This is a genomic window from Pseudomonas sp. TWP3-2, assembly GCF_049897765.1.
In the GTDB taxonomy this organism is placed as follows: domain Bacteria; phylum Pseudomonadota; class Gammaproteobacteria; order Pseudomonadales; family Pseudomonadaceae; genus Aquipseudomonas.
Genome location: NZ_JAFCWW010000011.1, coordinates 14,138 through 40,052, shown reverse-complemented (window position 1 = coordinate 40,052; position 25,915 = coordinate 14,138). Strand labels below are relative to the sequence as shown.

At 59.8% G+C, this 25,915-nt stretch carries 28 protein-coding genes; 17 read left to right on the top strand and 11 right to left on the bottom strand.

The window, feature by feature from the left end:
- The first annotated feature begins 70 nt into the window (after nucleotides 1-70).
- From ACP7EE_RS17475 to tldD, 3 genes are read left to right on the top strand one after another with little or no spacing between them, the layout of a single operon-like run.
- Nucleotides 71-3,874, top strand: a complete 3,804-nt coding sequence (locus ACP7EE_RS17475) for a YhdP family protein (protein ID WP_426235545.1) — start codon at nucleotides 71-73, stop codon at nucleotides 3,872-3,874.
- A gap of 58 nt (nucleotides 3,875-3,932) precedes the next feature.
- Nucleotides 3,933-4,793, top strand: coding sequence for a carbon-nitrogen hydrolase family protein (locus ACP7EE_RS17470; protein ID WP_426202541.1), 861 nt, complete (start codon nucleotides 3,933-3,935; stop codon nucleotides 4,791-4,793).
- Nucleotides 4,794-4,798: 5 nt separating this feature from the next.
- The gene (gene tldD / locus ACP7EE_RS17465; protein ID WP_426202538.1) at nucleotides 4,799-6,241 is read left to right on the top strand and encodes a metalloprotease TldD; all 1,443 of its coding nucleotides are present in this window, start codon (nucleotides 4,799-4,801) and stop codon (nucleotides 6,239-6,241) included.
- 51 nt (nucleotides 6,242-6,292) lie between these two features.
- Here the strand turns inward: tldD and yjgA are convergent, their stop codons facing one another.
- Nucleotides 6,293-6,817, bottom strand: coding sequence for a ribosome biogenesis factor YjgA (gene yjgA, locus ACP7EE_RS17460; RefSeq protein WP_420647621.1), 525 nt, complete (start codon nucleotides 6,815-6,817; stop codon nucleotides 6,293-6,295).
- 108 nt (nucleotides 6,818-6,925) lie between these two features.
- Here yjgA and pmbA point away from each other — a divergent pair, with 108 nt between their 5' ends.
- The 4 genes from pmbA (at nucleotide 6,926) to ACP7EE_RS17440 (ending at nucleotide 10,434) form a co-directional block, all read left to right on the top strand.
- A complete protein-coding gene (pmbA, locus tag ACP7EE_RS17455; RefSeq protein WP_426235543.1) occupies nucleotides 6,926-8,272 on the top strand; it encodes a metalloprotease PmbA in 1,347 nt (448 codons plus the stop codon).
- A 184-nt stretch (nucleotides 8,273-8,456) separates the two neighbouring features.
- The gene (locus ACP7EE_RS17450) at nucleotides 8,457-8,897 is read left to right on the top strand and encodes a hypothetical protein (protein ID WP_426202534.1); all 441 of its coding nucleotides are present in this window, start codon (nucleotides 8,457-8,459) and stop codon (nucleotides 8,895-8,897) included.
- Between the two features lies 1 nt (nucleotide 8,898).
- On the top strand, nucleotides 8,899-9,510 hold the full coding sequence (locus tag ACP7EE_RS17445) for a superoxide dismutase (RefSeq protein ID WP_426235542.1): 612 nt from the start codon (nucleotides 8,899-8,901) through the stop codon (nucleotides 9,508-9,510).
- A 30-nt stretch (nucleotides 9,511-9,540) separates the two neighbouring features.
- On the top strand, nucleotides 9,541-10,434 hold the full coding sequence (locus ACP7EE_RS17440) for a ZIP family metal transporter (RefSeq protein WP_426235540.1): 894 nt from the start codon (nucleotides 9,541-9,543) through the stop codon (nucleotides 10,432-10,434).
- Nucleotides 10,435-10,438: 4 nt separating this feature from the next.
- Here the strand turns inward: ACP7EE_RS17440 and ACP7EE_RS17435 are convergent, their stop codons facing one another.
- From ACP7EE_RS17435 to ACP7EE_RS17390, 10 genes are all read right to left on the bottom strand, one after another.
- Nucleotides 10,439-10,714: an HPr family phosphocarrier protein gene (locus ACP7EE_RS17435; RefSeq protein WP_420647626.1), complete on the bottom strand. Its 276-nt coding sequence runs from the start codon at nucleotides 10,712-10,714 to the stop codon at nucleotides 10,439-10,441.
- 15 nt (nucleotides 10,715-10,729) lie between these two features.
- Nucleotides 10,730-11,587, bottom strand: coding sequence for an RNase adapter RapZ (gene rapZ, locus ACP7EE_RS17430; protein ID WP_420647627.1), 858 nt, complete (start codon nucleotides 11,585-11,587; stop codon nucleotides 10,730-10,732).
- A gap of 2 nt (nucleotides 11,588-11,589) precedes the next feature.
- Nucleotides 11,590-12,054, bottom strand: a complete 465-nt coding sequence (gene ptsN, locus ACP7EE_RS17425; protein ID WP_426235537.1) for a PTS IIA-like nitrogen regulatory protein PtsN — start codon at nucleotides 12,052-12,054, stop codon at nucleotides 11,590-11,592.
- A gap of 11 nt (nucleotides 12,055-12,065) precedes the next feature.
- On the bottom strand, nucleotides 12,066-12,374 hold the full coding sequence (gene hpf / locus ACP7EE_RS17420) for a ribosome hibernation-promoting factor, HPF/YfiA family (protein WP_047299778.1): 309 nt from the start codon (nucleotides 12,372-12,374) through the stop codon (nucleotides 12,066-12,068).
- A gap of 73 nt (nucleotides 12,375-12,447) precedes the next feature.
- Entirely contained in the window at nucleotides 12,448-13,941 is a 1,494-nt protein-coding gene (locus ACP7EE_RS17415) for an RNA polymerase factor sigma-54 (protein WP_420647629.1), read from the bottom strand.
- A 175-nt stretch (nucleotides 13,942-14,116) separates the two neighbouring features.
- A complete protein-coding gene (lptB, locus tag ACP7EE_RS17410) occupies nucleotides 14,117-14,842 on the bottom strand; it encodes an LPS export ABC transporter ATP-binding protein (RefSeq protein ID WP_007953572.1) in 726 nt (241 codons plus the stop codon).
- Nucleotides 14,842-15,387 (bottom strand): lipopolysaccharide transport periplasmic protein LptA, encoded by a 546-nt coding sequence (gene lptA, locus ACP7EE_RS17405; RefSeq protein WP_426235535.1) that lies wholly within the window; start codon nucleotides 15,385-15,387, stop codon nucleotides 14,842-14,844. Before lptA ends, lptB begins: the two co-directional genes overlap by 1 nt.
- Nucleotides 15,374-15,946: an LPS export ABC transporter periplasmic protein LptC gene (gene lptC / locus ACP7EE_RS17400; RefSeq protein ID WP_426235533.1), complete on the bottom strand. Its 573-nt coding sequence runs from the start codon at nucleotides 15,944-15,946 to the stop codon at nucleotides 15,374-15,376. Before lptC ends, lptA begins: the two co-directional genes overlap by 14 nt.
- A gap of 8 nt (nucleotides 15,947-15,954) precedes the next feature.
- Nucleotides 15,955-16,479 carry a KdsC family phosphatase gene (locus tag ACP7EE_RS17395; RefSeq protein ID WP_426235531.1) on the bottom strand — a complete coding sequence of 175 codons (525 nt, stop codon included), beginning with the start codon at nucleotides 16,477-16,479 and terminating at the stop codon, nucleotides 15,955-15,957.
- Nucleotides 16,480-17,454, bottom strand: a complete 975-nt coding sequence (locus ACP7EE_RS17390) for a KpsF/GutQ family sugar-phosphate isomerase (protein ID WP_426235529.1) — start codon at nucleotides 17,452-17,454, stop codon at nucleotides 16,480-16,482.
- A 275-nt stretch (nucleotides 17,455-17,729) separates the two neighbouring features.
- On the opposite strand from ACP7EE_RS17390, the gene ACP7EE_RS17385 reads away from it, so the two are divergent.
- From ACP7EE_RS17385 to hisC, 10 genes are all read left to right on the top strand, one after another.
- Entirely contained in the window at nucleotides 17,730-18,542 is an 813-nt protein-coding gene (locus ACP7EE_RS17385; protein ID WP_420647634.1) for an ATP-binding cassette domain-containing protein, read from the top strand.
- On the top strand, nucleotides 18,542-19,339 hold the full coding sequence (mlaE, locus tag ACP7EE_RS17380) for a lipid asymmetry maintenance ABC transporter permease subunit MlaE (protein ID WP_420647635.1): 798 nt from the start codon (nucleotides 18,542-18,544) through the stop codon (nucleotides 19,337-19,339). Before ACP7EE_RS17385 ends, mlaE begins: the two co-directional genes overlap by 1 nt.
- The gene (mlaD, locus tag ACP7EE_RS17375) at nucleotides 19,339-19,806 is read left to right on the top strand and encodes an outer membrane lipid asymmetry maintenance protein MlaD (RefSeq protein WP_420647636.1); all 468 of its coding nucleotides are present in this window, start codon (nucleotides 19,339-19,341) and stop codon (nucleotides 19,804-19,806) included. Before mlaE ends, mlaD begins: the two co-directional genes overlap by 1 nt.
- Before the next feature lie 11 nt (nucleotides 19,807-19,817).
- Entirely contained in the window at nucleotides 19,818-20,471 is a 654-nt protein-coding gene (locus ACP7EE_RS17370; RefSeq protein WP_420647637.1) for an MlaC/ttg2D family ABC transporter substrate-binding protein, read from the top strand.
- Nucleotides 20,468-20,782: an STAS domain-containing protein gene (locus tag ACP7EE_RS17365; RefSeq protein WP_426235526.1), complete on the top strand. Its 315-nt coding sequence runs from the start codon at nucleotides 20,468-20,470 to the stop codon at nucleotides 20,780-20,782. Before ACP7EE_RS17370 ends, ACP7EE_RS17365 begins: the two co-directional genes overlap by 4 nt.
- 115 nt (nucleotides 20,783-20,897) lie before the next feature.
- Nucleotides 20,898-21,137 carry a BolA family protein gene (locus ACP7EE_RS17360; RefSeq protein WP_420647639.1) on the top strand — a complete coding sequence of 80 codons (240 nt, stop codon included), beginning with the start codon at nucleotides 20,898-20,900 and terminating at the stop codon, nucleotides 21,135-21,137.
- Nucleotides 21,138-21,159: 22 nt separating this feature from the next.
- Nucleotides 21,160-22,425 (top strand): UDP-N-acetylglucosamine 1-carboxyvinyltransferase, encoded by a 1,266-nt coding sequence (gene murA, locus ACP7EE_RS17355; protein ID WP_150595035.1) that lies wholly within the window; start codon nucleotides 21,160-21,162, stop codon nucleotides 22,423-22,425.
- A gap of 127 nt (nucleotides 22,426-22,552) precedes the next feature.
- The gene (gene hisG / locus ACP7EE_RS17350) at nucleotides 22,553-23,188 is read left to right on the top strand and encodes an ATP phosphoribosyltransferase (protein ID WP_420647640.1); all 636 of its coding nucleotides are present in this window, start codon (nucleotides 22,553-22,555) and stop codon (nucleotides 23,186-23,188) included.
- Between the two features lie 125 nt (nucleotides 23,189-23,313).
- Nucleotides 23,314-24,639 (top strand): histidinol dehydrogenase, encoded by a 1,326-nt coding sequence (gene hisD, locus ACP7EE_RS17345; RefSeq protein WP_426235524.1) that lies wholly within the window; start codon nucleotides 23,314-23,316, stop codon nucleotides 24,637-24,639.
- A 2-nt stretch (nucleotides 24,640-24,641) separates the two neighbouring features.
- The gene (hisC, locus tag ACP7EE_RS17340) at nucleotides 24,642-25,694 is read left to right on the top strand and encodes a histidinol-phosphate transaminase (protein WP_426235522.1); all 1,053 of its coding nucleotides are present in this window, start codon (nucleotides 24,642-24,644) and stop codon (nucleotides 25,692-25,694) included.
- The last annotated feature ends 221 nt before the right edge of the window (nucleotides 25,695-25,915 follow it).

Below are 25,915 nucleotides of genomic sequence, written 5' to 3'. Positions count from 1 at the left end.
TGCAGCACATTTTTCCTGAAACGGCTGGCCTCAGCTTTTTGCAGTATTTTTGCCATGGGAGCCACCTGACATGGACCGTCTGACACGCATTTTGGCTGCACTGACCCGCTGGGGTCTGAGCCTGTGCGCGTTGGTTCTGGTGTTGCTGGCGTTGTACGTCAGTCTCGGCCGGGAACTCACGCCACTGGTGGCCGAATATCGTGCCGAGATTGAAGACAAAGCCACCGCGGCCTTGGGCATGCCGCTACAGATCGGTGAACTGGAAGGCAACTGGAGCGGGTTCGCGCCGATCCTGCTGGCGCATGATGTGATGGTCGGCGATGGCGCCAATGCCTTGCGTCTGGATCAGGTCCGCGTGGTGCCGGATCTGTGGGCCAGTCTGCTGGCCCGCGAAGTGCGCATTGCCCATCTCGAACTCAACGGTTTGAAGATCAGCCTCAAGGAAGGCGCGGACGGCCAGTGGGCGCTGGAAGGCTTGCCGGTGCAGAAGGATCAGCCGCTGGATCCCGAGCAACTGTTGAATCGCATGCAGATGGTCCAGCAACTGTCGGTGCTCGACAGTCAGGTGACGTTGCAGCCGCTGGATCACCCGCCAATGACCCTGACCTACGTCGGCCTCAGCCTCAAGACCGGTGCCAGCCGCCAGCGCCTCGATGCGCGACTGACCTTACCCGGTGGCCAACCGGTCGCCATGAGTCTGCGCACACGGATTCGCGCCGATCAGTGGAAAAACGGCGGCGTCGAAGGTTACGTCAGCCTGCCGCAAAGTGACTGGTCGAAATGGCTGCCGGAACGTCTGACTCAACAATGGAATTTCTCCACGATCAAGGCCGGCGGCGAGGTCTGGGTTGACTGGAACGAAGGCGCGCTGCAAAGCGCGGCGATCCGTCTGAACGCCCCGCAAGTCAAAGGTGCCTACGCCGAGCGCAAACCGATTCAGCTCGATAATCTGGCGCTCAACGGTTATTACCAGCGCGGTACCGAAGGCGCGACCGTCACTCTCGATTCGCTGGCGATGAACTTCGGCGAAACTCGCTGGGAATCTCGCGTCCAGATCAAGCAGACGCTTGCTACCGATAAAGTCGAAGAGCTCTGGCATCTGCAGGCCGACCGACTTGACCTAACCCCTATCACGCCGCTGCTCAATGCTCTCGGGCCACTGCCGCAAGGTGTCGCCACCGCCGTCGAGCGCCTGAAAGTCACCGGTGTTCTGCGCAATGTGCTGCTGGATTTCCGGCCGAATGCCACCGACGACACTAAATTCAGCTTCGCCACCAACCTTGACCGCATCGGTTTCGACGCCTACCACGGCGCCCCGGCGGCGCGGAACGTCAGCGGCAGCCTCACCGGCAACCTTGGAGGCGGTGAATTGCGCATGGACAGCGACGACTTCGTCCTGCACCTCGACCCGATCTTCGCCAAGCCGTGGCAATACATTCACGCCAACGCGCGGTTGACCTGGAAGCTTGATAAAGAAGGCTTCACCCTGATCGCGCCGTATCTGAAAGTGCTGGGCGAGGAGGGCAAGATTGCCGGCGACTTCCTGATCCGTCTGCATTTCGACCATAGCCAGGAAGACTACATGGACCTGCGCGTCGGCCTGGTCGATGGCGACGGTCGTTACACCGCCAAGTACTTGCCGAAAGTGTTGAGCCCGGCACTCGACGAATGGCTGCGCACCGCGATTTTGAAAGGCGCGGTCGATCAGGGCTTTTTCCAGTATCAAGGCTCGCTGAGCAAAAACGCCGGTGAAGCGGATCGCAGCATCAGTCTGTTCTTCAAGGTGCATGATGCCGAACTGGCGTTCCAGCCGGGCTGGCCGCATATAAGCAAAGTCAGCGGTGACGTGTTTATCGAGGACAGCGGCGTGCGCATTCTCGCTAGCAAAGGTCAGTTGCTCGATACCCTGGTCAGTGATGTGTTCGTCAACATCCCGCATGTGCCGACCGGGCAGAGCGCGCATATGTACCTCGATGGTGCGTTCGTTGGCGGGCTGGGCGATGGCTTGAAGATTCTGCAGGACGCGCCGATCGGCACGGGCGAAACCTTCGCCGGCTGGGAAGGCGCGGGTGATCTGCAAGGCAAGCTCAAGCTGGATATTCCGCTGGCCAAGGGCGAGGAGCCGAAGATCCGCGTCGATTTCAAAACGGCCAACGCGCGGCTGAAACTGGCTGAACCCACGCTTGAGCTGACGCAACTCAAGGGTGACTTCCGCTTCGACAGCGCGAAGGGCTTGAGCGGACAAAACATCAGTGCACGGGCCTTTGATAAACCGGTGACAGCGCAGATTTTCGCCGATGGCAGTCCCGGCAAGCTTAAAACCCGTGTAGCCGCGTCGGGGCAGGTCGAGGTCAAAAAACTCACCGACTGGCTTAACGTGACCCAGCCACTGCCAGTCTCCGGGACGATTCCTTATCAGCTACAAGTGAATCTGGACGGTGCCGACGGTCAGTTGCTGGTCAGCTCCAATCTCAAAGGCGTGGCGGTCGATCTGCCTGCGCCGTTTGGCATGAACGCCGAGACCGGGCGCGACACGACCTTCCGCATGACTCTGCAGGGGCAGGAGCGGCGTTACTGGGTCAACTACGATCAACTGGCCAACTTCACCTTTGCTGCGCCGCCGAGCAATTTCGCCGACGGTCGTGGCGAACTGTTCCTCGGTGCCGGCGAGGCGGTATTACCCGGCGCCAAAGGTCTGCGCGTGCGCGGTGTGCTGTCGGAGCTGGACGTCAAGCCGTGGCAGGATCTGCTCGGTAAATACGCCGGACAGAACCCCGGTGGCAATGCCAAGCAACTGCTGAGTAGCGCCGACTTCAAGATCGGCAAGCTCACGGCGTTCGGCACGACTCTGGATCAGGCTGCGGTGCAGTTGAATCGCAGACCGGCCGCGTGGGCACTGGCGCTCGACAGTCAGCAGGCCAAAGGTACGGTCGCAATCCCCGATGCGAAAGCTGCGCCGATTGCGGTCAACCTGCAATACGTGCGCTTGCCGGCGCCGGACCCGACAGTCCAGGCCGACGAAAATGCGCCGGATCCTTTGGCCGATGTAGATCCGACGAAGATCCCGGCGCTGGATATCACCATCAATCAGCTGTTTCAGGGGCAGGATCTGGTCGGTGGCTGGTCGCTGAAGATTCGCCCGACGCCTAAAGGCATTGCGCTGAACAATCTCGATCTCGGTCTCAAGGGCATTTTGTTGCAGGGCAGCGGCGGCTGGGAAGGTGCACCCGGTGCGACTAGCAGTTGGTACAAGGGCCGCATTGGCGGCAAGAATCTCGCCGATGTGCTCAAAGGCTGGGGCTTTGCGCCGAGCGTCACCAGTGAAGAGTTTCATATGGACGTCGACGGCCGCTGGCCAGGATCACCGGCATGGCTGGCGACCAAACGTTTCTCCGGCACCCTCGACGCATCGCTGAACAAGGGTCAGTTCGTTGAAGTGGAGGGCGGGGCGCAGGCGCTGCGGGTGTTCGGTCTGCTCAACTTCAACTCGATTGGCCGTCGTCTGCGTCTGGACTTTTCCGACCTGTTCGGCAAAGGCCTGAGCTACGACCGGGTCAAAGGCCTGCTGCAAGCGACCAACGGTGTGTACGTGACCAAGGAGCCGATCAAGCTGACCGGGCCTTCGAGCAATCTCGAGCTCAACGGCACGCTGGACCTGGTTGGTGACAAGGTCGATGCGAAATTACTGGTGACCTTGCCGGTGACCAACAACCTGCCAATTGCCGCGCTGATCGTCGGTGCACCAGCGGTGGGCGGCGCGCTGTTCCTGATCGACAAGCTGATCGGCGACCGTGTGGCGCGCTTTGCCAGCGTCAAATACACGGTCAAAGGCCCGTGGAAAGAGCCGAAAATCACTTTTGACAAACCTTTTTGATCAGCCAGTCCCCGAACCGATGGAGTAGCATGGCCGCATACCTCTCATGGAGTGCGCCATGTCTTTAGCGGTCATTCAAATGGTCAGCCAGAGCGATGTGCTGGCCAATCTGCGCGATGCCCGGCGCCTGCTTGAACAAGCGGCCGCCGCTGGTGCCAGACTCGCGGTGCTGCCGGAAAACTTTGCCGCCATAGGCCGTCGTGACGTCGCCGCTATCGGCCGCGCCGAAGCGCTCGGCGAAGGACCGATCCTGCCATGGTTGAAACAGACCGCTCGCGACCTCAAGTTATGGATAGTCGCCGGCACTTTGCCGCTGCCGCCGGTCGATCAACCGGACGCCAAGTCGCACGCCTGTTCGTTGCTGGTGAATGATCACGGCGAAATCGTTGCACGCTATGACAAGTTGCACCTGTTCGATGTGGATGTGACGGACAATCGCGGGCGTTATCGTGAATCCGATGACTATGCTTATGGCGGTGGCGTGGTGGTTGCTGATACCCCGGTTGGCCGATTGGGCCTGACGGTGTGTTACGACCTGCGCTTCCCCGAGCTGTATAGCGAGCTGCGTGCGGCCGGGGCTGAATTGATTAGCGCGCCGTCGGCGTTCACGGCAGTGACCGGCGCGGCACATTGGGACGTGCTGATTCGTGCACGGGCCATAGAAACACAGTGTTATGTGCTGGCGGCGGCCCAGGGCGGGACGCATCCGGGGCCTCGGGAAACCTGGGGCCATGCGGCGATTGTCGACCCGTGGGGTCGCGTGCTGGCGCAGCAGGACCAAGGTGAGGCCGTGCTGCTGGCCGACAGAGACAGCAGCGAACAGGCGTCCATCCGGGCGCGAATGCCGGTGGTGGGCCATCGGCGATTTTTCTCGCAGGGCGCGCAGCGACCTGCTTCAGAACATGAATTTAAGGCGTAGAACCTATGAGCGAGTTGTTGTCCTCAGTCAGTGATCACCTGTTGGCGCCCGGCGGCGTGACCATTGAGAGCCTGCAAGCGGTGCTTGGCGATCTGGCCGGCCCGGGCATCGATGCTGCCGACCTGTATTTCCAGGGGCAGATTTCCGAGTCGTGGGCACTCGAAGACGGGATCGTCAAGGAAGGCAGCTTCAATCTCGACCAAGGCGTTGGCGTACGTGCGCAGTCCGGGGAAAAAACCGGTTTCGCCTACAGCAACGCGATCACCCTTGAAGCCCTCGGCGCTGCGGCTCGCGCGGCCCGTTCGATCTCGCGTGCCGGGCAGAACGGCACAGTGCAGGCATTCACTACCCAAGACGTCGCCCAGTTGTATGCGCCGGATAACCCGCTGGAAGTGCTCAGCCGCGCCGAGAAGGTCGAGCTGCTGAAACGCATCGACGTCGCCACCCGCGCACTTGATCCGCGCATCCAGCAAGTCACCGTGAGCATGGCCGGGGTCTGGGAGCGCATTTTGGTGGCTTCCACCGACGGCGGTCTGGCGGCGGATGTGCGCCCATTGGTGCGCTTCAACGTCAGCGTGATCGTCGAGCAAAATGGTCGTCGCGAGCGCGGTGGACATGGCGGCGGCGGGCGTACCGATTACCGTTATTTCCTCGCTGAAGACCGTGCCATGGGTTACGCCCGTGAAGCGCTGCGTCAGGCATTGGTCAATCTGGAAGCGATCCCGGCGCCGGCCGGTACTTTGCCGGTGGTGCTGGGTTCGGGCTGGTCCGGCGTGCTGCTGCACGAAGCGGTCGGTCATGGTCTGGAAGGTGACTTCAACCGCAAGGGCAGTTCCGCCTACAGCGGGCGCATGGGTGAGATGGTTGCCTCCAAGCTATGCACCATCGTCGATGACGGCACTTTGAGCGGTCGTCGCGGTTCGCTGAGCGTCGACGACGAAGGCACCCCGACCGAGTGCACCACGCTGATCGAAAACGGCGTGCTCAAGGGCTACATGCAGGACAAGCTCAACGCGCGCCTGATGGGCGTGGCGCGCACCGGCAACGGTCGTCGCGAATCCTATGCGCACCTGCCGATGCCGCGCATGACCAACACCTACATGCTCGGAGGCGAAAGCGATCCGGCAGAAATCATCGCTTCGGTGAAGAAGGGCATCTACTGCGCCAACCTTGGCGGCGGTCAGGTTGATATCACCAGCGGCAAGTTCGTGTTCTCCACCAGCGAGGCGTATCTGATCGAGGACGGCAAGATCACCGCTCCGGTCAAAGGCGCGACGTTGATCGGCAACGGCCCTGAGGCGATGAGCCGGGTATCGATGGTGGGTAACGATCTGGCGCTGGACAGCGGCGTGGGGACTTGCGGCAAGGATGGGCAATCGGTGCCGGTGGGCGTGGGTCAGCCGACGCTGAAGATCGACGCGATCACCGTAGGTGGCACGGGCGGGTAAAAAGGGATGGAGCCTCGGGTGGCGCGCGATGCGGCCACCCGATGGCGAACATCAACGCAGACCGCGTTGAGTCTCGTCCAGCTCACGGATGTACTTGAAGATTTTACGGCTTGAGGCAGGCGCTTTGTTTTGCGCAACCTCATGCTGAGCCTGACGGATCAGGGAACGCAGTTGCTGGCGATCGGCATCCGGGTAATCGATGACGAATTTCTCCAGCACGGCGTCGTCACCGGCGATCAGGCGGTCACGCCAGCGTTCGAGATTGTGGAAACGCTCGTTGTACTGACGAGTTGAGGCGTCGAGTTGATCGAGCAAGATCAGAATTGCGTCAGTGTCCTGATCGCGCATCAGTTTGCCGATGAACTGTAGATGCCGTTTCCGCGCGATATTCGCGGTGTGCTTGGGCGCATCGGCCAAGGCACGACGCATAGCGTCGGTCAAAGGCAGTTTCGCAACCAAGTCAGGCTTGAGTGTTGTAAGGCGCTCGCCAAGGTCAACCAGAGCATGCAGCTCGCGTTTGACCTGAGATTTGCTTTTTTCTCCCGTATCGAGGGAGTCGTCGTAAGAATCAACCATGGTGGCAGTCCGCAAAGAAACGCCGCCATGATAACCAGTCGGGGGCCGCTTGTCCGGCCCGGTCGCTCGATGGCCCCAGCCGAAAGCAGAATTTGAGTGGAGATGAGCATGAGTGCAGTTGAAAGCGTCGGCCCGCAGGCATTGCCGGCACTGCAGGAACAAGTCGAGCAGATCATCGCCGAAGCCAAGCGTCAGGGTGCCAGCGCCTGCGAAGTAGCCGTGTCGCTGGAGCAGGGGCTGTCGACTTCGGTACGCCAGCGCGAAGTCGAAACGGTCGAGTTCAACCGCGATCAGGGCTTCGGCATCACTCTGTATGTCGGCCAGCGCAAAGGCTCGGCGAGTACGTCCGCCACCGGCCCCGATGCGATTCGCGAGACCGTGGCCGCCGCACTGGCCATCGCCAAGCACACTTCCGAAGACGAAGCGTCCGGTTTGGCTGACGCCGCGTTGATGGCGCGCGAGCAGCAGGATTTCGACCTGTTCCACAAGTGGGATATCACCCCGGAGCAGGCCATCGAGAAGGCTTTGATCTGTGAAGCGGCTGCGTTCGACGCCGATCCACGCATCAAGAATGCTGACGGCACCACGCTGAGTACCCATCAGGGCTGTCGCGTGTACGGCAACAGCCACGGCTTTATCGGTGGTTACGCGTCGACCCGCCACAGCCTGAGCTGCGTGATGATCGCCGAGGCCGATGGCCAGATGCAGCGTGATTACTGGTATGACGTGAGCCGTCAGGGCGAACTGCTGGCCGATCCGATCAGCATCGGTCAGCGCGCTGCGCAACGGGCTGCGAGCCGTCTGGGCGCGCGTCCGGTGCCTACTTGTGAAGTGCCGGTATTGTTTTCCGCTGAACTGGCGGGCGGGTTGTTCGGCAGTTTCCTGTCGGCAGTTTCCGGAGGCAGTCTGTATCGCAAGTCGTCGTTCCTCGAAGGCACGCTGGGACAGAAGCTGTTCCCGGAATGGCTGACCATCGACGAGCGTCCGCACCTGATGCGCGCCATGGGCAGTGCCTCGTACGACGGTGACGGTCTGGCGACCTACGCCAAACCGTTCGTCGAAAAAGGCGAATTGGTCTCGTACATCCTTGGCACGTACTCCGGTCGCAAACTCGGCATGCCGAGCACCGCCAACGCTGGCGGTGTACACAACCTGTTCGTCACCCACGGTGATGAAGACCAGGCGGCGTTGCTGCGGCGCATGGGGCGTGGCCTGCTGGTCACTGAATTGATGGGCCATGGCTTGAACATGGTCACCGGTGATTACTCGCGCGGCGCAGCGGGTTTCTGGGTCGAGAACGGCGAAATCCAGTTCGCGGTGCAGGAAGTGACCATCGCCGGCAACATGCGCGACATGTTCAAGCAGATTGTTGCAGTGGGGAATGATCTGGAACTGCGCAGCAATATTCGCACTGGCTCGGTGTTGATCGAGAAGATGACTGTCGCGGGCAGCTAAGCCTCCGCAGTTTTAGAAAAAGGCGCGCCACCCGATTGGGTGGCGCGCCTTTTTTATTGTGGATCAAAAAGATCGCAGCCTTGTTTTGCTTCTCATTATCATCTAATGATAAATCTCATTAGCGAGCTGGCTGAAACTCACCGCTGGCGGCGTGTAACCCCCGCAACCGCTTTGGAGGCTCACCATGGAGCACTGGAAACGCACGATCGAACGGGCTAATCGCTGCTTCATGCTGGGCGAGCTGATTGATGCCCGCGAGGCGTATCTGCAAGCACTGGCCTTGGCGCAGGTGCTGTTCGAACGCTGGGCGGATGCCGACGAAGCAGTGGCGGCTTGCGTCATCTCCCATCACAACCTGGCTGATCTGCACCTGCGCCTGAATCAGCCGGAGGAAAGCGCCGAGTACCTCTGCGCGATCCATCAACGGCTGTTGCAGACCATGCAGGACGAACGTCAGCGCCTCGCACTGCGGGAAGCGGCGTTGCGCCAGAGCAGCAAGACCTACGTCGAACTGCTGAATTTCATCAGCGATCACGGTGAATACCCGCGCACCCAGCGTCTGCTGCACCCGCACACTGGCAATGCGCGTCGACTGTCCGCCTCTCATCAGCATGGAGTCCATTGAAATGGCTTTTACTCTGCCTGCATTGCCTTACGCCTACGACGCACTGGAACCGCACATCGATGCGCAGACCATGGAGATCCACTACACCAAGCACCACCAGACCTACATCAATAACCTTAACGCTGCGGTCGAGGGCACTGAGTACGCCGAGTGGCCGGTGGAGAAACTGGTCGCCAGCGTCCAGCATCTGCCGGAAAAACTGCGCGCAGCGGTGATCAACCAGGGCGGCGGTCACGCCAATCATTCGCTGTTCTGGGAAGTCATGGAGCCCAATGGCGGCGGCAAACCGGACGGCGCGCTGGCCAAAGCCATCGATGAACAACTCGGCGGTCTCGACAGTTTCAAAGACGCCTTCACCAAGGCTGCGCTGACGCGTTTCGGCAGTGGCTGGGCGTGGCTCAGCGTGACCCCGGATAACCAACTGGTGGTGGAAAGCAGCGGTAATCAGGACAGCCCGCTGATGAACGGCAACACGCCGATTCTCGGTCTCGACGTTTGGGAGCACGCCTATTACCTGCGTTACCAGAACCGTCGGCCGGAATACATCAACGCGTTCTACAACGTGATCAATTGGCCGCAAGTCGCTGCGCGCTATCAGGCGGCGCTGGTTTAAGTCTCCAATGAAAACAATCCAAGGCTGACTATGGGCACTGAAACACTGGTGAGAGCAAGTGGGCGCATGTTCCGTTACGCAATCGGTTCGCTGTTGCTGTTGGCGGGCATGACCTTGCTGGTCGCTCACGGACTGCAATGGCTGGATCTGGAGCCGAGGCTGTCACGAGCATTGCAGGGCGGAGCGCTCTGCGCGCTGGGCACCGCGCTTGGTGCGGTGCCAGTGCTGGTGATTCGCAATATGCCGCAGGCGCTGGGCGACACACTGCTCGGTTTCGGCGCCGGGGTGATGCTGGCGGCGACGGCGTTTTCGCTGATCGTGCCGGGAATTGCTGCGGCAGAGAGCCTTGGCATGACGCCTTGGGGCGCCAGTGGCCTGATCTGCTTCGGGATCATGCTCGGTGCATTCGGTCTGTATCTGGTTGATCGCAAGGTATCGGGTGCCTCACCGGAAATGCTCATTGGCACGCTTGAGCACCCGGTAATTCCACCGCGTATCTGGCTGTTCGTCTTCGCGATCATCGCGCATAACATCCCGGAAGGCATGGCGGTCGGCGTATCAGCCGGCGGCGCAATGCCGGATGCCGATAGCCTGGCGATGGGCATCGCATTGCAGGATGTGCCGGAAGGGCTGGTGATTGCGCTGGTGTTGGCCGGGGCCGGCATGTCGAGGGTCAGGGCGTTTTTGATCGGCGCGGCGTCAGGGTTGGTCGAGCCGGTGTTCGCGATACTGTGTGCTCGGCTGGTCAGTCTGGCGCAGGTGTTGTTGCCGTTGGGATTGGCGCTGGCGGCCGGGGCGATGTTGCTGGTGGTCACGCACGAAGTCATCCCGGAGTCGCGGCGCAATGGTCACGACAAACTGGCAAGCCTCGGCTTGTTGATCGGCTTCTGCCTGATGATGGTGATGGATACGGCGTTGGGTTGAGCGATCAACCGCCTTCATCGAAGTAGTTGTTGATCAGATTCACCAACGCTTGCAGCGCCTCATCTTCCTGATGCCCTTCGGTACTCAGGTAGATTTTCGTGCCCTTGCCGGCAGCGAGCATCATCATCGCCATGATGCTTTTGCCATCCACGGTGGTTTCCGGCGTGCGGCCCACTCTGATGGTGCAATCCGGAAACTGACCGGCCACGCCGACGAACTTCGCCGACGCACGGGCATGCAGGCCCAGTTTGTTGATGATTTCGATTTCCAGAGCAGGCATCGCGATGTGAATCCTTTAGCTGAGGTCGCGGTGGCGAACCTGGACGTTCTTCAAGGTTTTCTGCAGCGCCTGACCCAGACGTTCGGTCAGGTAGACGGAGCGGTGGTGGCCGCCAGTGCAGCCAATGGCAATAGTGACGTAGGCACGATTGCTTGCGGCGAAACGTGGCAGCCATTTGAACAGATAAGCGTAGATGTCCTGGTACATCTCTTCGACGTCCGGCTGTGCCGCCAGATACTCGGCCACCGGTGCGTCGAGACCCGACTGCGCGCGCAGCTCGGGTTTCCAGTACGGGTTGGGCAGGCAGCGTACGTCGAACACCAGATCCGCATCCACCGGCATGCCGCGTTTGAAACCGAACGACTCGACCAGAAACGCCGTACCCGGCTCAGGCTGGTTCAGCAGGCGCAATTTTATGGTATCGCGTAGCTGGTACAGGTTCAGGTTGGTGGTGTTGACCTTCAGATCGGCCAGGTCGGCGATCGGCCCGAGCAGGGCGGTCTCGTCATCGATGGCTTCGGCCAGCGAGCGGTTGGCATTGCTCAGCGGGTGGCGGCGACGGGTTTCCGAGAAGCGCTTGAGCAGGGTTTCCTCATCGGCATCCAGATACAACACATCGCACTGGATGTGCCGGCCGCGCACTTCTTCAAGCAGCTCGGGAAAGCGTGAGAGATGGCTCGGCAGATTACGCGCGTCGATGGAAACCGCCACCAGTGGCTGTGCCAACTCGGTGTGAATCAGCGCGCGTTCGGCCAGTTCCGGCAGCAGGCCGGCCGGCAGATTGTCGATGCAGTAGTAGCCGTTGTCCTCAAGGACATTCAGAGCGGTACTTTTACCCGAGCCGGAGCGGCCACTGACGATGATCAAACGCATGATTACTGCCCGTTCTGCTCGTCGAGGACAACCTGATACAAGGCTTGGTTACTGGCGGCGCTACGCAGTTTTTCGCGGACGTCCTTGCGGTCGAGCATGCTGGCAATCTGTCGCAACAGTTCCAGGTGTGCATCGGTGGCAGCTTCGGGGACCAGCAGCACGAACAGCAGGTCAACCGGAGCACCATCGATGGCGTCGAAATCGATCGGAGCTTCCAGGTGTATCAAGGCGCTGATAGGGGATTCGCAGCCCTTGAGGCGGCAATGAGGGATGGCGATGCCGTTGCCAAAACCGGTAGAACCGAGTTTTTCACGGGCAATCAAAGCCTCGAAGACATCTTGCATCTCCAGATCCGGAACTTCCCGGGCGATCAGGTTGGCAATTTGCTCGAGGGCTTTCTTTTTGCTGCCGCCCGGCACGTTCACGAGGGAACGGCCGGGGGTCAGGATACTTTCAAGTCGGATCATGGAATGGGGGGTTATCGACCCGTCGCGCCTTGAAGCAGGCTCTGGGTCTTTTCCTTATGCTTTTTGAGTTGTTTGTCGAGCTTGTCGGTCAATGCGTCGATCGCTGCGTACATATCGGTATGTTCCGCGTTTGCGACGACCTCACTGCCGGGAATATGCAAGGTGGCTTCGATTTTCTGCTTGAGCTTTTCGACACACATCGTGACTTGCACGTTGGTGATCTTGTCGAAATGGCGCTCCAATCGTTGAAGTTTCTCGTTGATGTAGTCGCGCAGAGGTTCGGTCACTTCCAGTTGGTGTCCACTGATGTTGACTTGCATACAGCTTCTCCTTCGTTGCCAGTGCATAAAGCGGCAGGCCGAAAAGCCTGCCACTGGAACGCTGTAACGTGGCTTACATCAACCGCTTGCGTTCGCTCGAAGGCGCGATCCCGAGAGATTCGCGGTACTTGGCGACGGTGCGGCGAGCCACCTGAATGCCTTGTGCCTCCAGTAAACCAGCGATCTTGCTGTCACTCAACGGCTTTTTCTGATTTTCCGCGGCAACCAGTTTTTTGATGATCGCGCGGATCGCCGTGGACGAGCATTCACCGCCTTCGGAGGTGCTGACGTGGCTCGAGAAAAAGTATTTCAGTTCATATATACCGCGCGGGGTATGCATGAATTTCTGCGTGGTCACGCGGGAAATCGTCGATTCGTGCATGCCGACCGCTTCAGCGATGTCATGCAAGACCAGCGGCTTCATCGCTTCGTCGCCGTATTCCAGAAAGCCGCGCTGGTGCTCGACGATCTGCGTGGCGACTTTCATCAGGGTTTCGTTGCGGCTTTGCAGGCTTTTGATGAACCAGCGCGCTTCCTGCAACTGATTGCGCATGAAAGTGTTGTCGGCGCTGGTGTCGGCACGGCGGACGAAACCTGCGTACTGCGCGTTGACCCGCAGGCGCGGCACGGATTCCTGGTTCAGTTCGACCAGCCAGCGCTCGTTGTCCTTGCGCACGATGACGTCCGGCACCACGTACTCGGCTTCGGACGATTCGATTTGCGAACCCGGACGCGGATTGAGGCTTTGCACCAGCTCGATGACCTGGCGCAGCTCGTCTTCCTTGAGCTTCATGCGCCGCATCAGCTGACTGTAATCGCGGCTGCCTAGCAGATCGATGTAGTCGCTGACCAGACGCTTGGCTTCGACCAGCCACGGCGTTTTAGCGGGTAGCTGACGCAGTTGCAGCAGCAGGCATTCGCTGAGGTTGCGTGCGCCGATGCCGGCTGGCTCGAATTGCTGGATGCGGTGCAGCACGGCTTCGATTTCATCCAGCTCGATATCGAGCTCGGGATCGAAGGCGTCGAGAATTTCTTCGAGGGTCTCGTCGAGGTAGCCCTGATTGTTGATGCAGTCGATCAGGGTCACGGCGATCAGGCGATCGGTGTCGGACATCGGCGCGAGGTTCAACTGCCACAGCAGATGGCTTTGCAGGCTTTCACCGACGGAGGTACGCGTGGTGAAGTCCCACTCGTCATCGTCGTTGCTTGGCAGGCTGCTGGCGCTGGTCTGGTAGACGTCTTCCCAGGCAGTATCGACGGGCAATTCGTTGGGGATGCGCTCGTTCCAGTCGCCTTCCTCGAGGTTGTCCACCGTCGGGGCGCTTTCCTGAAAAGAGGGTTCCTGGGTTTCGGTGTTGGGCTTCTGCTCGACGTTGTCGGCGAGGGGATCGGAGTTGTCGAAGTCTTCGCCTTCTTCCTGGCGTTCGAGCATCGGATTGGATTCCAGAGCCTCCTGGATTTCCTGTTGCAGATCCAGGGTCGACAATTGGAGCAGGCGGATGGCCTGTTGCAGCTGCGGTGTCATCGTCAGCTGCTGGCCCATTCTCAAGACTAGCGATGGTTTCATGGCAGGGGCTTAACACCTTATTCGCCGGCGCTATGCGCCATCCACTACAGGGCGCCGGAGCGCCAAACTTAAGCAAATTATATGCCTGAAACTGAAGTGTTTGCCTAGAGCACCGTAACAATTAAACCAAGAAAATCGCAGGGATGCCCAGGCTCGTGCCAGGACACCCCAATGATCACAGGCGGAACTCGTGACCCAGATACACTTCCTTCACCAGATCGTTGGCGAGGATGGTGGCCGAGTCGCCTTCGGCGATCAGTTGACCGTCGTTGACGATGTAGGCAGTTTCGCAGATGTCCAGCGTCTCACGGACGTTGTGGTCGGTGATCAACACACCGATACCCTTGGCCTTGAGGTGATGGATGATCTGCTTGATGTCGCCGACCGAAATCGGGTCAACACCGGCGAACGGTTCGTCGAGCAGAATGAATTTCGGTGCAGTGGCCAGCGCGCGGGCGATTTCGACCCGGCGACGTTCACCACCCGACAGGCTCATGCCGAGGTTGTCGCGGATGTGGCTGATGTGGAATTCCTGCAGCAGGCTTTCCAGCTCTTTGCGACGGCCGGCCTTGTCGAGCTCCTGACGCGTTTCGAGGATGGCCATGATGTTGTCGGCCACCGACAGCTTGCGGAAGATCGAAGCTTCTTGCGGCAGATAGCCGATACCGGCCTTCGCACGGCCGTGCATTGGCTGGTGGCTGACGTCCAGATCGTCGATCAGGACGCGGCCCTGATCGGCCTGGACCAGGCCGACGATCATGTAGAAGCAAGTCGTCTTGCCGGCGCCGTTAGGGCCTAGCAGGCCGACGATCTGCCCGCTGTCAATCGACAGGCTGACGTCGCGCACGACCTGACGGCTCTTGTAAGCCTTGGCCAGATGCTGAGCTTTCAGAGTTGCCATTACTGGGTTTTCTCTTCGGTTTTCTTCTTCGGCTGGATCACCATGTCGATGCGCGGACGCGACTCGGTCACCTTGTTGCCGGTAGCACGACCAGCGCTGGCCAGCTTCTTCACCGTGTCATAGACGATTTTTTCGCCTTGAGTGGTGTTGTTGTCTTTGTCGACAACCTTGGCCTTGTCGATCAGCACGACGCGGTTTTGCGCAGCGTGGTACTGAATGGTCACACCCCAGCCCTGTACAGGCTTGGTGTCACCAGCAGTTTGCAGTTGCTCGAAGTAGGCGAGGTTGCCCACCGAGGTCACCACATCGATATCGCCGGCAGCGGTACGGGTGATGGTCACGGTGTTGCCTTTGACGATCATCGAACCTTGGGTAATGATCACGTCACCTTTATAGGTGGCGATGCCATTCTTGTCGTCCAGCTGGGCATCGTCGGCCTGAATGCGGATTGGCTGCGATTGATCGTTCGGCAGAGCCCAGGCGCTCACGCTTCCCAGTGCTGCGCCCAGGCTGAGCAAAATAGGGAGGGTTTTAACGAGCCTCATACTGTCCTCTTACGTTCGATAGCAGGTGTATCCTGCTTTCCTTCAAATACGCTTTCATTCCCACGCCAGTCGATACACCGCCAGCGCCGTCGATTCTAACGGGTTGCTGGGTCTGCGCATATTGCTGCTGAGGGAACACCGTCATGCGAGTGCTGGTGATCAGGGTGCTGCGGTTTTTTTCGTCGCTGCGCTGTACGCGTACCGAGTCGATCAGTTCGACTTCGGTACCGCCGGAATTCACTTCGCCGCGCTCACTGGTCACGTGCCACGGAAAGTCAGTCCCGCGGAACATGTTCAGATCAGGTTTGGTGACCAGAGTAATGTCGGTCACCTTCACGTGCTCGGCCTTCTCGGACGTCATGTCGTACTGCACTTTGCCGTCTTCGAGGTACTGCACGGTACGGGTGTTGGTCGCATACCAGTCGATCGGGCTCTCTGCTGCCGAGACTACGGGCTTGTCGAGAAAGCGCTCCGGACTGATGTTCCAGTAGCCGACCGCACCGAAGATCGCGGCGATGCAACCGAACAACAGGGTGTTGCGAAACTTTTTGCTAAACATGGTTCGACTCACAGGTAAGCGTTGTTGGCCGCATCGAGGTGGCCCTGAGCGCTCAGGATCAGTTCGCAGAACTCGCGGGCGGCACCTTCGCCACCACGGGCCTGAGTAACGCCGTGGGCGTGTTCGCGCACGAAGGCCGCGGCGTTGGCCACAGCCATGCCCAGGCCTACGCGGCGGATCACCGGCAAGTCCGGCAGGTCGTCGCCGAGGTAGGCGACCTGTTCATAGCTTAGGCCCAGTTGTTCCAGAAGACCGTCAAGAACCACCAGTTTGTCTTCGCGCCCCTGAAACAGGTGCGGGATGCCCAGATTCTTCGCCCGACGTTCAACCACAGGCGTTTTGCGGCCGCTGATGATTGCGGTCTGCACGCCGGCGTTCATCAGCATTTTGATGCCTTGACCGTCGAGGGTGTTGAAAGTCTTGAATTCGCTGCCGTCTTCGAGGAAATACAGGCGGCCGTCGGTGAGGACGCCGTCGACGTCGAAAACCGCCAGTTTGATCGCTTTGCCGCGTTGCAGCAGATCGTTGTTCATTTACATCACTCCTGCACGCAGCAGATCGGAGAGGTTGAATGCGCCGATCGGGCGATCTTCCTTGTCCACCACTATCAATGCGTTGATCCGGTGGTCTTCCATGATTTTCAGGGCCTCGGCGGCGAGCATGTCGGGGCGGACGGTCTTGCCGTGTGCGGTCATCACCTGATCGATGGTGGCGCTGTGCACGTCGATGCTGCGATCCAGCGTGCGGCGCAAATCGCCGTCGGTGAAGATCCCGGCGAGTTTGCCGTCGGCTTCGAGAATTGCCGTCATGCCCAGGCCCTTGCGGGTCATTTCCATCAGCGCGTCCCTCAGCAAGGTGCCGCGCTGTACTTGCGGCAGCTCTTGCCCGGCGTGCATGACGTTTTCGACTTTCAGCAGCAGGCGCCGGCCCAATGCGCCGCCAGGGTGGGAAAAGGCGAAGTCTTCAGCGGTAAAGCCGCGAGCTTCCAGCAGCGCCACGGCCAGAGCGTCGCCCATCACCAGTGCTGCGGTGGTCGAGGAGGTTGGCGCGAGGTTCAGCGGGCAGGCTTCGTGCTCGACGTGAACATTCAGATTCACTTCGGCGGCCTTGGCCAGCGGCGAGTTCGGGTTGCCGGTCAGGCTGATCAGCTGGATGCCCAGACGTTTGATCAGCGGCAGCAGGGTGACGATTTCATTGGTCGAGCCGGAGTTCGACAGGGCGAGGATCACGTCGTCGCGGGTGATCATGCCCATGTCGCCATGGCTGGCTTCGGCCGGATGCACGAAAAACGCCGTGGTGCCGGTGCTGGCCAGGGTGGCGGCAATCTTGTTGCCGATGTGCCCGGATTTGCCCATGCCGACCACGACGACACGGCCCTTGCTGGCCAGAATCATCTCGCAAGCGCGTACGAAATCGGCGTCGATATGGGGCAACAAGCCTTGTACGGCTTCCACTTCGAGGCGAATGGTGCGTTGTGCAGATTGAATCAGGTCGCTGGATTGGCTCATGTCAGAAATCGTATAGCCCGATGAAAAGGCGGCGATTATAGCGGTTATGTTGCAAAGCCTCACGCAAGTTCGTCGTGCTTTGTCATTACTCGTTACCAAAACACCCGAAAAGCCGGGGCGGCCCGCTCGTTTCGGCGAATGCGCGCGGGTTCAGCCCTTGGGCGCTTGGCCTTTGCAGTGATATAGTTCGCCGCCAGTTCGGCCTGCCCGGGATGTAAGTGCTTTCTTCAGAAAGTCTGGCGTCCGAGAGAGAGGCTGCATCGCAAGGAGTTTAGATGAGTGCCGATAACGCCTACGCGGTCGAGCTGAAGGGAGTCTCCTTCAAGCGCGGTGCGCGGAGCATTTTCAATAACGTCGATATCCGCATTCCACGCGGCAAGGTCACCGGCATCATGGGACCTTCCGGGTGCGGCAAGACCACGCTGCTACGGTTGATGGGCGCCCAGTTGCGTCCTTCCCAAGGTGAGGTCTGGGTCAACGGACAGAACCTGCCGACGCTGTCGCGCAGTGATCTGTTCGATGCGCGCAAGCACATGGGTGTGCTGTTTCAGAGCGGCGCGCTGTTCACCGATCTCGATGTATTCGAGAACGTTGCATTTCCCCTGCGCGTTCATACCGAGTTGCCGGAAGAAATGATCCGCGACATCGTCCTGCTCAAATTGCAGGCGGTGGGGCTGCGCGGGGCCATCGAGTTGATGCCCGACGAGTTGTCCGGCGGCATGAAGCGGCGCGTTGCGCTGGCCCGGGCGATTGCCCTCGATCCGCAAATCCTCATGTACGACGAACCCTTTGTCGGTCAGGATCCGATCGCCATGGGCGTGCTGGTGCGCCTGATTCGCCTGCTCAACGATGCGCTGGGGATCACCAGTATCGTGGTTTCCCACGATCTGGCCGAAACCGCGAGCATTGCCGACTATATATATGTAGTCGGTGATGGTCAGGTACTGGGGCAGGGCACGCCGGACGAGTTGATGAACTCGGACGACCCGCGCATCCGTCAGTTCATGACCGGCGACCCTGACGGTCCGGTTCCATATCACTTTCCAGCGACGGATTACCGCGCAGATCTTCTGGGGAAGCGTCGCTGATGCGCAGAATTTCATTAATTGAGCGCGTGCGTCGGTTCGGCCATGCCGCGATCGACGGCATTGCGGTGTTCGGTCGCGCGACCGTGTTCCTGTTTCATGCCTTGCTTGGTCGTGGTGGTATTGGCGGCGGTTTCGGTTTGCTGGTGAAGCAACTGCACTCGGTCGGCGTGATGTCGCTGGTGATCATCGTTGTATCCGGCATCTTCATCGGCATGGTTTTGGCGCTGCAGGGTTTCAGCATTCTGTCGAGCTACGGTTCGGAGCAGGCGGTGGGGCAAATGGTTGCGCTGACGCTGTTGCGGGAACTGGGGCCGGTAGTCACCGCGCTGTTGTTCGCCGGGCGCGCCGGTTCGGCGTTGACCGCCGAAATCGGCAACATGAAGTCCACCGAACAGCTGTCCAGTCTTGAGATGATCGGTGTCGACCCGCTCAAGTACATCATTGCCCCGCGTCTGTGGGCCGGTTTCATTTCCCTGCCAGTGCTGGCAATGATTTTCAGCGTGGTCGGTATCTGGGGCGGTTCGTGGGTGGCTGTGGACTGGCTGGGCGTTTACGAAGGCTCGTACTGGGCGAACATGCAAAACAGCGTGAACTTCGCCGATGATGTGCTTAATGGCGTCATCAAGAGCGCGGTTTTTGCCTTCGTCGTTACCTGGATCGCCGTATTCCAAGGCTATGACTGTGAGCCCACTTCCGAGGGGATCAGTCGTGCCACTACCAAGACCGTGGTATATGCCTCACTGGCAGTGCTCGGTCTGGACTTTATTCTGACCGCTTTGATGTTTGGAGATTTCTGATGCAAAACCGCACCCTGGAAATCGGTGTCGGCCTGTTCCTGCTGGCAGGGATCCTGGCTTTGCTGCTGCTTGCGTTGCGGGTCAGTGGCCTGTCTCCGACGTCGACCACCGATACCTACAAGCTTTACGCCTATTTCGACAATATCGCCGGTTTGACTGTCAGAGCCAAAGTGACCATGGCCGGTGTAACCATCGGCAAGGTCACTGCAATCGATCTGGATCGCGACAGCTTCACCGGTCGGGTTACCCTGCAAGTGAACAAGAGCGTCGACAACCTGCCGACTGACTCCACAGCGTCTATTCTGACCGCTGGCCTGTTGGGCGAGAAATACATCGGTATCAGTGTGGGCGGCGAAGACACCCCGCTCAAGGATGGTGGAACCATTCATGACACGCAGTCGTCTCTGGTACTGGAAGACCTGATTGGTAAATTCCTGCTCAATACCGTTAGCAAAGACGCCAAATGAGGAGCTTTTGAATGATCTCTACCTTGCGACGTGGCCTGTTGGTGTTACTCGCGGCATTGCCGCTGGTGGCTAACGCCGTGGCGGCACCTTCGGCGCACGAACTGGTTCAGGACACGACCAGCCGGTTGCTGGCTGATCTGGCCGCCAACAAAGAAAAGTACAAGCAGGATCCGACTGACTTCTACACGGCGCTGAACACCATCGTCGGGCCAGTCGTGGATGCCGAAGGCATTTCCAAGAGCATCATGACCGTCAAGTATTCGCGCAAGGCCACCCCCGCGCAGATGAAGACGTTCGAAGAGAACTTCAAGAGAGGCCTGTTCCAGTTCTACGGCAACGCTTTGCTCGAGTACAACAACCAGGGCATTACCGTCGATCCTGCCAAGGACGAGTCGGGCGATCGCACCAGCGTCAACATGACCGTCAAGGGCAGCAGTGGCGCGGTGTATCCGGTGCAGTACACGCTGGAGAAGATCAACGGCGAGTGGAAACTGCGCAACGTGATCATCAACGGCATCAACATTGGCAAGCTGTTCCGTGATCAGTTTGCTGACGCGATGCAGCGCAATGGCAACGACCTCGACAAGACCATCAACAATTGGGCCGGGGAAGTGGCCAAGGCCAAGCAGACCACCGAGCAAGCTGCCGAGAAGCAAGCGCAATGAATGAGGCGGCAGTACGTATGAGTGATGTCGACGAGCTGTCGCTCAGCGGCGTGCTGGACTATCGCACCGGCCCGGCCTTGCGCAAGGAAGGTCAGGCACTGATCAAGTCCAGCAAAGCCGCGTCGTTGGTGATCGATTGCTCGGCAGTGCAGAAGTCCAGCAGCGTCGGTTTGTCGTTGCTGTTGTGCTTCATGCGTGATGCGCAAGCGGCCGGCAAGGCCGTGAGCATCCGCGCGATGCCCGAAGACATGCGTGAAATTGCTCAGGTCAGCGAGCTGACCGAGCTGACCGAGCTGTTGACGCAACCCTGAACCCGCATCAGTAAATCAGCCCCCCGTCAGAGTCCTGCCACGCGGGGTTCGCAGGCGCGGGGCTTTTTTGTATGATGTGCGACCCGTGCGCACAGGGCGCCGATTGAGGTTGAGCATGCAGGCCGTAGAAGTGAAGAGCTTCCTTGAAGCAAATCTGCCCGGAATCCAGGTGGAAGTTGAAGGCGAAGGCTGCAACTTTCAGCTGAACGTGATCAGCGATGAACTGGCGGCGTTAAGCCCGGTCAAGCGTCAGCAGAGCATCTATGCCCATTTGAACCCATGGATCGCTGATGGCAGCATCCACGCGGTCACTATGAAATTTTTCAGCAGCGCGGCCTGGGCCGAGCGCACCTGAGCCTAAGGGCGTCGAGATTGTTATGGATAAATTGATTATTACTGGTGGCGCTCGTCTTGATGGCGAGATCCGCATTTCCGGGGCAAAGAACTCTGCCCTGCCGATCCTGGCTGCCACGCTGCTGTGCGATGGCCCGGTGACGGTGGCAAACCTGCCGCACCTGCACGACATCACTACCATGATCGAGCTGTTCGGTCGCATGGGCATCGAGCCGGTGATCGACGAGAAGCTCAGCGTCGAAATCGACCCGCGTACCATCAAGACTTTGATCGCTCCGTACGAACTGGTGAAAACCATGCGTGCATCGATCCTGGTACTGGGCCCGATGGTCGCGCGTTTCGGTGAAGCCGAAGTCGCACTGCCTGGCGGTTGCGCGATCGGTTCGCGTCCGGTTGACCTGCACATCCGTGGCCTCGAAGCCATGGGCGCAGTGATCGACGTCGAAGGCGGCTACATCAAGGCCAAGGCGCCTGAAGGTGGCCTGCGCGGTGCAAGCTTCTTCTTCGATACCGTCAGTGTGACCGGTACCGAAAACATCATGATGGCCGCTGCTCTGGCCAAGGGCCGCAGCGTGCTGCAGAACGCCGCCCGTGAGCCTGAAGTGGTTGACCTGGCGAACTTCCTGAATGCCATGGGCGCCAAGGTTTCCGGCGCCGGCACCGACACCATCACCATTGATGGCGTCGAGCGTCTGGGTTCGGCTTTCTACAAAGTCATGCCTGACCGTATCGAAACCGGCACCTACCTGGTGGCCGCAGCGGTCACCGGTGGCCGCGTGAAGGTCAAGGACACTGATCCGACCATCCTCGAAGCCGTTCTGGAAAAACTTCGTGAAGCCGGTGCAGAAATCACCTGCGGTGAAGACTGGATCGAGCTGAACATGCACGGCAAGCGTCCGAAAGCAGTGAACGTGCGCACTGCGCCGTACCCGGCTTTCCCGACCGACATGCAGGCGCAGTTCATCTCGCTCAACGCCATCGCCGAAGGCACTGGTGCAGTGATCGAGACGATCTTCGAAAACCGTTTCATGCACGTGTACGAACTGCACCGCATGGGCGCGCATATCCAGGTTGAAGGCAACACCGCCATCGTCACCGGTATCGACAAGCTCAAGGGCGCGCCAGTCATGGCCACCGACCTGCGTGCGTCGGCCAGCCTGGTGATCTCGGCACTGGTTGCCGAAGGCGACACCCTGATCGACCGCATCTACCACATCGACCGTGGTTACGAGTGCATCGAAGAGAAACTGCAGATGCTGGGCGCCAAGATCCGTCGCGTTCCGGGCTAAAAGCTGCATTGGGGCACAAGGACGTGTCCATTGAATTTGTTTCAAGTCGAGCCGGTTTCCGGCTCGATGTGTGTCCGGCGCCGATTGCGACCGGACATGAGTACCTTGATAAGGACTGACGTTTCCCATGTTGACCATCGCACTGTCCAAGGGCCGCATCCTTGACGACACTCTGCCGCTGCTTGCTGAAGCGGGCATCGTGCCGACCGAGAATCCGGACAAGAGCCGCAAGCTGATCATCCCCACGACTCAGCCGGACGTACGTCTGTTGATCGTGCGCGCCACCGACGTGCCGACCTATGTCGAGCATGGCGCGGCCGACCTCGGCGTGGCCGGTAAAGACGTGTTGATGGAATACACCGGGCAAGGCCTGTACGAGCCGCTGGACTTGCAGATTGCCCAGTGCAAACTGATGACCGCCGGCAAGATCGGCGCGGTCGAGCCCAAGGGTCGTCTGCGTGTCGCCACCAAGTTCGTCAACGTCGCCAAGCGCTATTACGCCGAACAGGGCCGTCAGGTCGACATCATCAAGCTCTACGGCTCGATGGAACTGGCACCGCTGATCGGTCTGGCCGACAAGATCATCGACGTGGTCGACACGGGCAACACCTTGCGCGCCAACGGCCTGGAACCCCAGGAACTGATCGCCACGATCAGCTCGCGTCTGGTGGTCAACAAGGCTTCGATGAAAATGCAACACGCCCGAATCCAGGCGTTGATCGACACCCTGCGTCAAGCAGTGGAGTCGCGACACCGCGGCTGATTTACCTGCGCGACCTTGAGTCGCGCCCGTCTATCCGCCTCATAGCCAGAAACTCAGGTGCCCAAGCGGAAACGACTGCTAAGTTAGGGCGCCTGAGTTTTTGCCATTCCTATGAGGCTCTCGCTATGACCGCACCGACTGCAATTCGCCGACTCAACGCTGCCGACCCGGATTTCGCACGTCATCTGGATCATCTGCTGAGCTGGGAAAGCGTGTCCGACGACTCGGTCAATCAGCGCGTGCTGGACATCATCAAGGCTGTGCGCGAGCGCGGCGATGCGGCGCTGGTCGAGTTCACCGAGAAGTTCGACGGCCTCAAAGTCAATTCGATGGCTGACTTGATCCTGCCGCGCGAGCGCCTGGAACTGGCGCTGACGCGCATCACTGTGCCGCAACGCGAAGCCTTGGAAAAAGCCGCCGCCCGCGTGCGCAGCTATCACGAAAAACAGAAACAGGATTCCTGGAGTTACACCGAGGAAGACGGCACCGTGCTTGGCCAGAAGGTCACGCCACTGGATCGCGCCGGTCTGTACGTGCCGGGCGGCAAGGCGTCGTATCCGTCATCGGTATTGATGAACGCGATTCCGGCCAAGGTTGCCGGCGTGACCGAAGTGGTCATGGTCGTGCCGACTCCGCGTGGTGAGGTCAATGAGCTGGTGCTGGCGGCGGCGTGTATCGCTGGCGTCGATCGCGTGTTCACTATCGGCGGCGCACAAGCGGTTGCCGCGCTGGCCTACGGCACCGAAAGCGTGCCGCAGGTGGACAAAGTCGTCGGCCCCGGCAACATCTACGTTGCCACTGCCAAGCGCCACGTGTTCGGTCAGGTCGGCATCGACATGATCGCCGGACCGTCGGAAATCCTCGTGGTGTGCGACGGTCAGACCGATCCGGACTGGATCGCCATGGACCTGTTCTCGCAGGCCGAGCACGACGAAGACGCCCAGGCGATTCTGGTCAGCCCGGACGCCGAATTCCTCGACAAAGTCGCGGCGAGCATCGACAAGCTGCTGCCAACCATGGATCGCGCGACCATCATCGAAACCTCGATCAATGGCCGTGGCGCCCTGATCCACGTGCGCGACATGGCGCAAGCCATCGAAGTCGCCAACCGCATCGCTCCGGAACACCTTGAGCTGTCGGTCGCCGACCCGCAGGCCTGGCTGCCGCAGATCCGCCACGCCGGCGCGATTTTCATGGGCCGTCACACTTCCGAGGCACTGGGCGATTACTGCGCAGGCCCGAACCACGTATTGCCGACCTCTGGCACAGCGCGCTTCTCCTCGCCGCTGGGGGTGTATGACTTCCAGAAGCGTTCGTCGATCATCTTCTGCTCCGAGGAAGGTGCTTCCGAACTGGGCAAGACCGCTTCGATCCTCGCCCGTGGCGAATCGCTGAGCGCCCACGCGCGCAGCGCCGAATACCGCATTCTTGACGACAAGCAGGGGAACTGAGCATGAGTAAATTCTGGAGCCCCTTCGTCAAGGATCTGGTGCCTTACGTGCCGGGCGAGCAGCCGAAGCTGACCAGACTGGTCAAGCTCAACACCAACGAAAACCCGTACGGCCCATCGCCCAAAGCTCTGGCCGCGATGCAAACCGAGCTGAATGACAACCTGCGCCTGTACCCGGATCCGAACAGCGATCTGCTGAAAAATGCTGTGGCGAAATATTACGGTGTGCAGAGCAATCAGGTGTTCCTCGGCAATGGTTCGGACGAAGTGCTGGCGCACATTTTCCACGGCTTGCTGCAGCACGATCAGCCGATCTTGTTCCCGGATATCAGTTACAGCTTCTATCCGGTTTACTGCGGTCTGTACGGCATCCAGTTCGACGCGGTGCCGCTGGACGCGCAGTTCCAGATCAATCCGGCCGATTACGCCAAACCGAACGGCGGGATCATTTTCCCCAATCCGAACGCGCCGACGGGTTGCCTGTTAGCGCTGGACGCGGTTGAGCAAATCCTCAAAGCCAGCCCGGATTCGGTGGTGGTTGTCGACGAGGCATACATCGACTTTGGAGGGGAGACGGCGATCAGTCTGGTGGATCGCTATCCAAACCTGCTGGTGACCCAGACCTTGTCCAAATCGCGTTCGCTGGCCGGACTGCGGGTTGGCCTGGCGGTCGGGCATCCTGATCTGATTGAGGCGCTGGAGCGGATCAAGAACAGTTTCAACTCGTATCCGCTGGATCGTCTGGCGAACGTCGGCGCCGCTGCTGCTTTCGAGGATCGCGAGTACTTCGAGAAGACTTGCGCGCTGGTGATCGAGAGCCGCGAGTGGGTGATTGCGCAGTTGCAGGCCAAAGGATTTGAAGTGCTGCCATCGGCGGCGAACTTCATCTTCGCCCGGCATCCGCAGCATGACGCGGCGGGGCTGGCGGCCAGGTTGCGTGAGCAAGGGGTTATCGTGCGGCACTTCAAGCAAGAGCGGATTGCGCAGTTCTTGCGGATTTCGATTGGCACGCCGGAGCAGAATCAGGCGTTGATCGACGGGCTTGGCGACCTTTAAAGGCAAGAGCCCCTCACCCTCACCCTAACCCTCTCCCGGGGGGAGAGGGGACTGATAGGGGGATGCTTCAGAGCATCGACCTGAGATACCGAGTCGAACGCCGGTTTCGAAGAGCAAGGAGATCGGCTCCCTTTCCCTCGCCCCCTTGGGGGCGGTCCGACGTTTCGGGAGGGCTGGGGTGAGGGGGATAGTTTTCGGATTGAACAAAAATTTCGGAAACC

Bases quoted from the DNA above. Each gene is read 5' to 3' on its own strand.
- ACP7EE_RS17475 (WP_426235545.1), top strand. From the start codon at position 71: ATGGACCGTCTGACACGCATTTTGGCTGCACTGACCCGCTGGGGTCTG.
- ACP7EE_RS17470 (WP_426202541.1), top strand. From the start codon at position 3,933: ATGTCTTTAGCGGTCATTCAAATGGTCAGCCAGAGCGATGTGCTGGCC.
- tldD (WP_426202538.1), top strand. From the start codon at position 4,799: ATGAGCGAGTTGTTGTCCTCAGTCAGTGATCACCTGTTGGCGCCCGGC.
- yjgA (WP_420647621.1), bottom strand. From the start codon at position 6,817: ATGGTTGATTCTTACGACGACTCCCTCGATACGGGAGAAAAAAGCAAA.
- pmbA (WP_426235543.1), top strand. From the start codon at position 6,926: ATGAGTGCAGTTGAAAGCGTCGGCCCGCAGGCATTGCCGGCACTGCAG.
- ACP7EE_RS17450 (WP_426202534.1), top strand. From the start codon at position 8,457: ATGGAGCACTGGAAACGCACGATCGAACGGGCTAATCGCTGCTTCATG.
- ACP7EE_RS17445 (WP_426235542.1), top strand. From the start codon at position 8,899: ATGGCTTTTACTCTGCCTGCATTGCCTTACGCCTACGACGCACTGGAA.
- ACP7EE_RS17440 (WP_426235540.1), top strand. From the start codon at position 9,541: ATGGGCACTGAAACACTGGTGAGAGCAAGTGGGCGCATGTTCCGTTAC.
- ACP7EE_RS17435 (WP_420647626.1), bottom strand. From the start codon at position 10,714: ATGCCTGCTCTGGAAATCGAAATCATCAACAAACTGGGCCTGCATGCC.
- rapZ (WP_420647627.1), bottom strand. From the start codon at position 11,587: ATGCGTTTGATCATCGTCAGTGGCCGCTCCGGCTCGGGTAAAAGTACC.
- ptsN (WP_426235537.1), bottom strand. From the start codon at position 12,054: ATGATCCGACTTGAAAGTATCCTGACCCCCGGCCGTTCCCTCGTGAAC.
- hpf (WP_047299778.1), bottom strand. From the start codon at position 12,374: ATGCAAGTCAACATCAGTGGACACCAACTGGAAGTGACCGAACCTCTG.
- ACP7EE_RS17415 (WP_420647629.1), bottom strand. From the start codon at position 13,941: ATGAAACCATCGCTAGTCTTGAGAATGGGCCAGCAGCTGACGATGACA.
- lptB (WP_007953572.1), bottom strand. From the start codon at position 14,842: ATGGCAACTCTGAAAGCTCAGCATCTGGCCAAGGCTTACAAGAGCCGT.
- lptA (WP_426235535.1), bottom strand. From the start codon at position 15,387: ATGAGGCTCGTTAAAACCCTCCCTATTTTGCTCAGCCTGGGCGCAGCA.
- lptC (WP_426235533.1), bottom strand. From the start codon at position 15,946: ATGTTTAGCAAAAAGTTTCGCAACACCCTGTTGTTCGGTTGCATCGCC.
- ACP7EE_RS17395 (WP_426235531.1), bottom strand. From the start codon at position 16,479: ATGAACAACGATCTGCTGCAACGCGGCAAAGCGATCAAACTGGCGGTT.
- ACP7EE_RS17390 (WP_426235529.1), bottom strand. From the start codon at position 17,454: ATGAGCCAATCCAGCGACCTGATTCAATCTGCACAACGCACCATTCGC.
- ACP7EE_RS17385 (WP_420647634.1), top strand. From the start codon at position 17,730: ATGAGTGCCGATAACGCCTACGCGGTCGAGCTGAAGGGAGTCTCCTTC.
- mlaE (WP_420647635.1), top strand. From the start codon at position 18,542: ATGCGCAGAATTTCATTAATTGAGCGCGTGCGTCGGTTCGGCCATGCC.
- mlaD (WP_420647636.1), top strand. From the start codon at position 19,339: ATGCAAAACCGCACCCTGGAAATCGGTGTCGGCCTGTTCCTGCTGGCA.
- ACP7EE_RS17370 (WP_420647637.1), top strand. From the start codon at position 19,818: ATGATCTCTACCTTGCGACGTGGCCTGTTGGTGTTACTCGCGGCATTG.
- ACP7EE_RS17365 (WP_426235526.1), top strand. From the start codon at position 20,468: ATGAATGAGGCGGCAGTACGTATGAGTGATGTCGACGAGCTGTCGCTC.
- ACP7EE_RS17360 (WP_420647639.1), top strand. From the start codon at position 20,898: ATGCAGGCCGTAGAAGTGAAGAGCTTCCTTGAAGCAAATCTGCCCGGA.
- murA (WP_150595035.1), top strand. From the start codon at position 21,160: ATGGATAAATTGATTATTACTGGTGGCGCTCGTCTTGATGGCGAGATC.
- hisG (WP_420647640.1), top strand. From the start codon at position 22,553: ATGTTGACCATCGCACTGTCCAAGGGCCGCATCCTTGACGACACTCTG.
- hisD (WP_426235524.1), top strand. From the start codon at position 23,314: ATGACCGCACCGACTGCAATTCGCCGACTCAACGCTGCCGACCCGGAT.
- hisC (WP_426235522.1), top strand. From the start codon at position 24,642: ATGAGTAAATTCTGGAGCCCCTTCGTCAAGGATCTGGTGCCTTACGTG.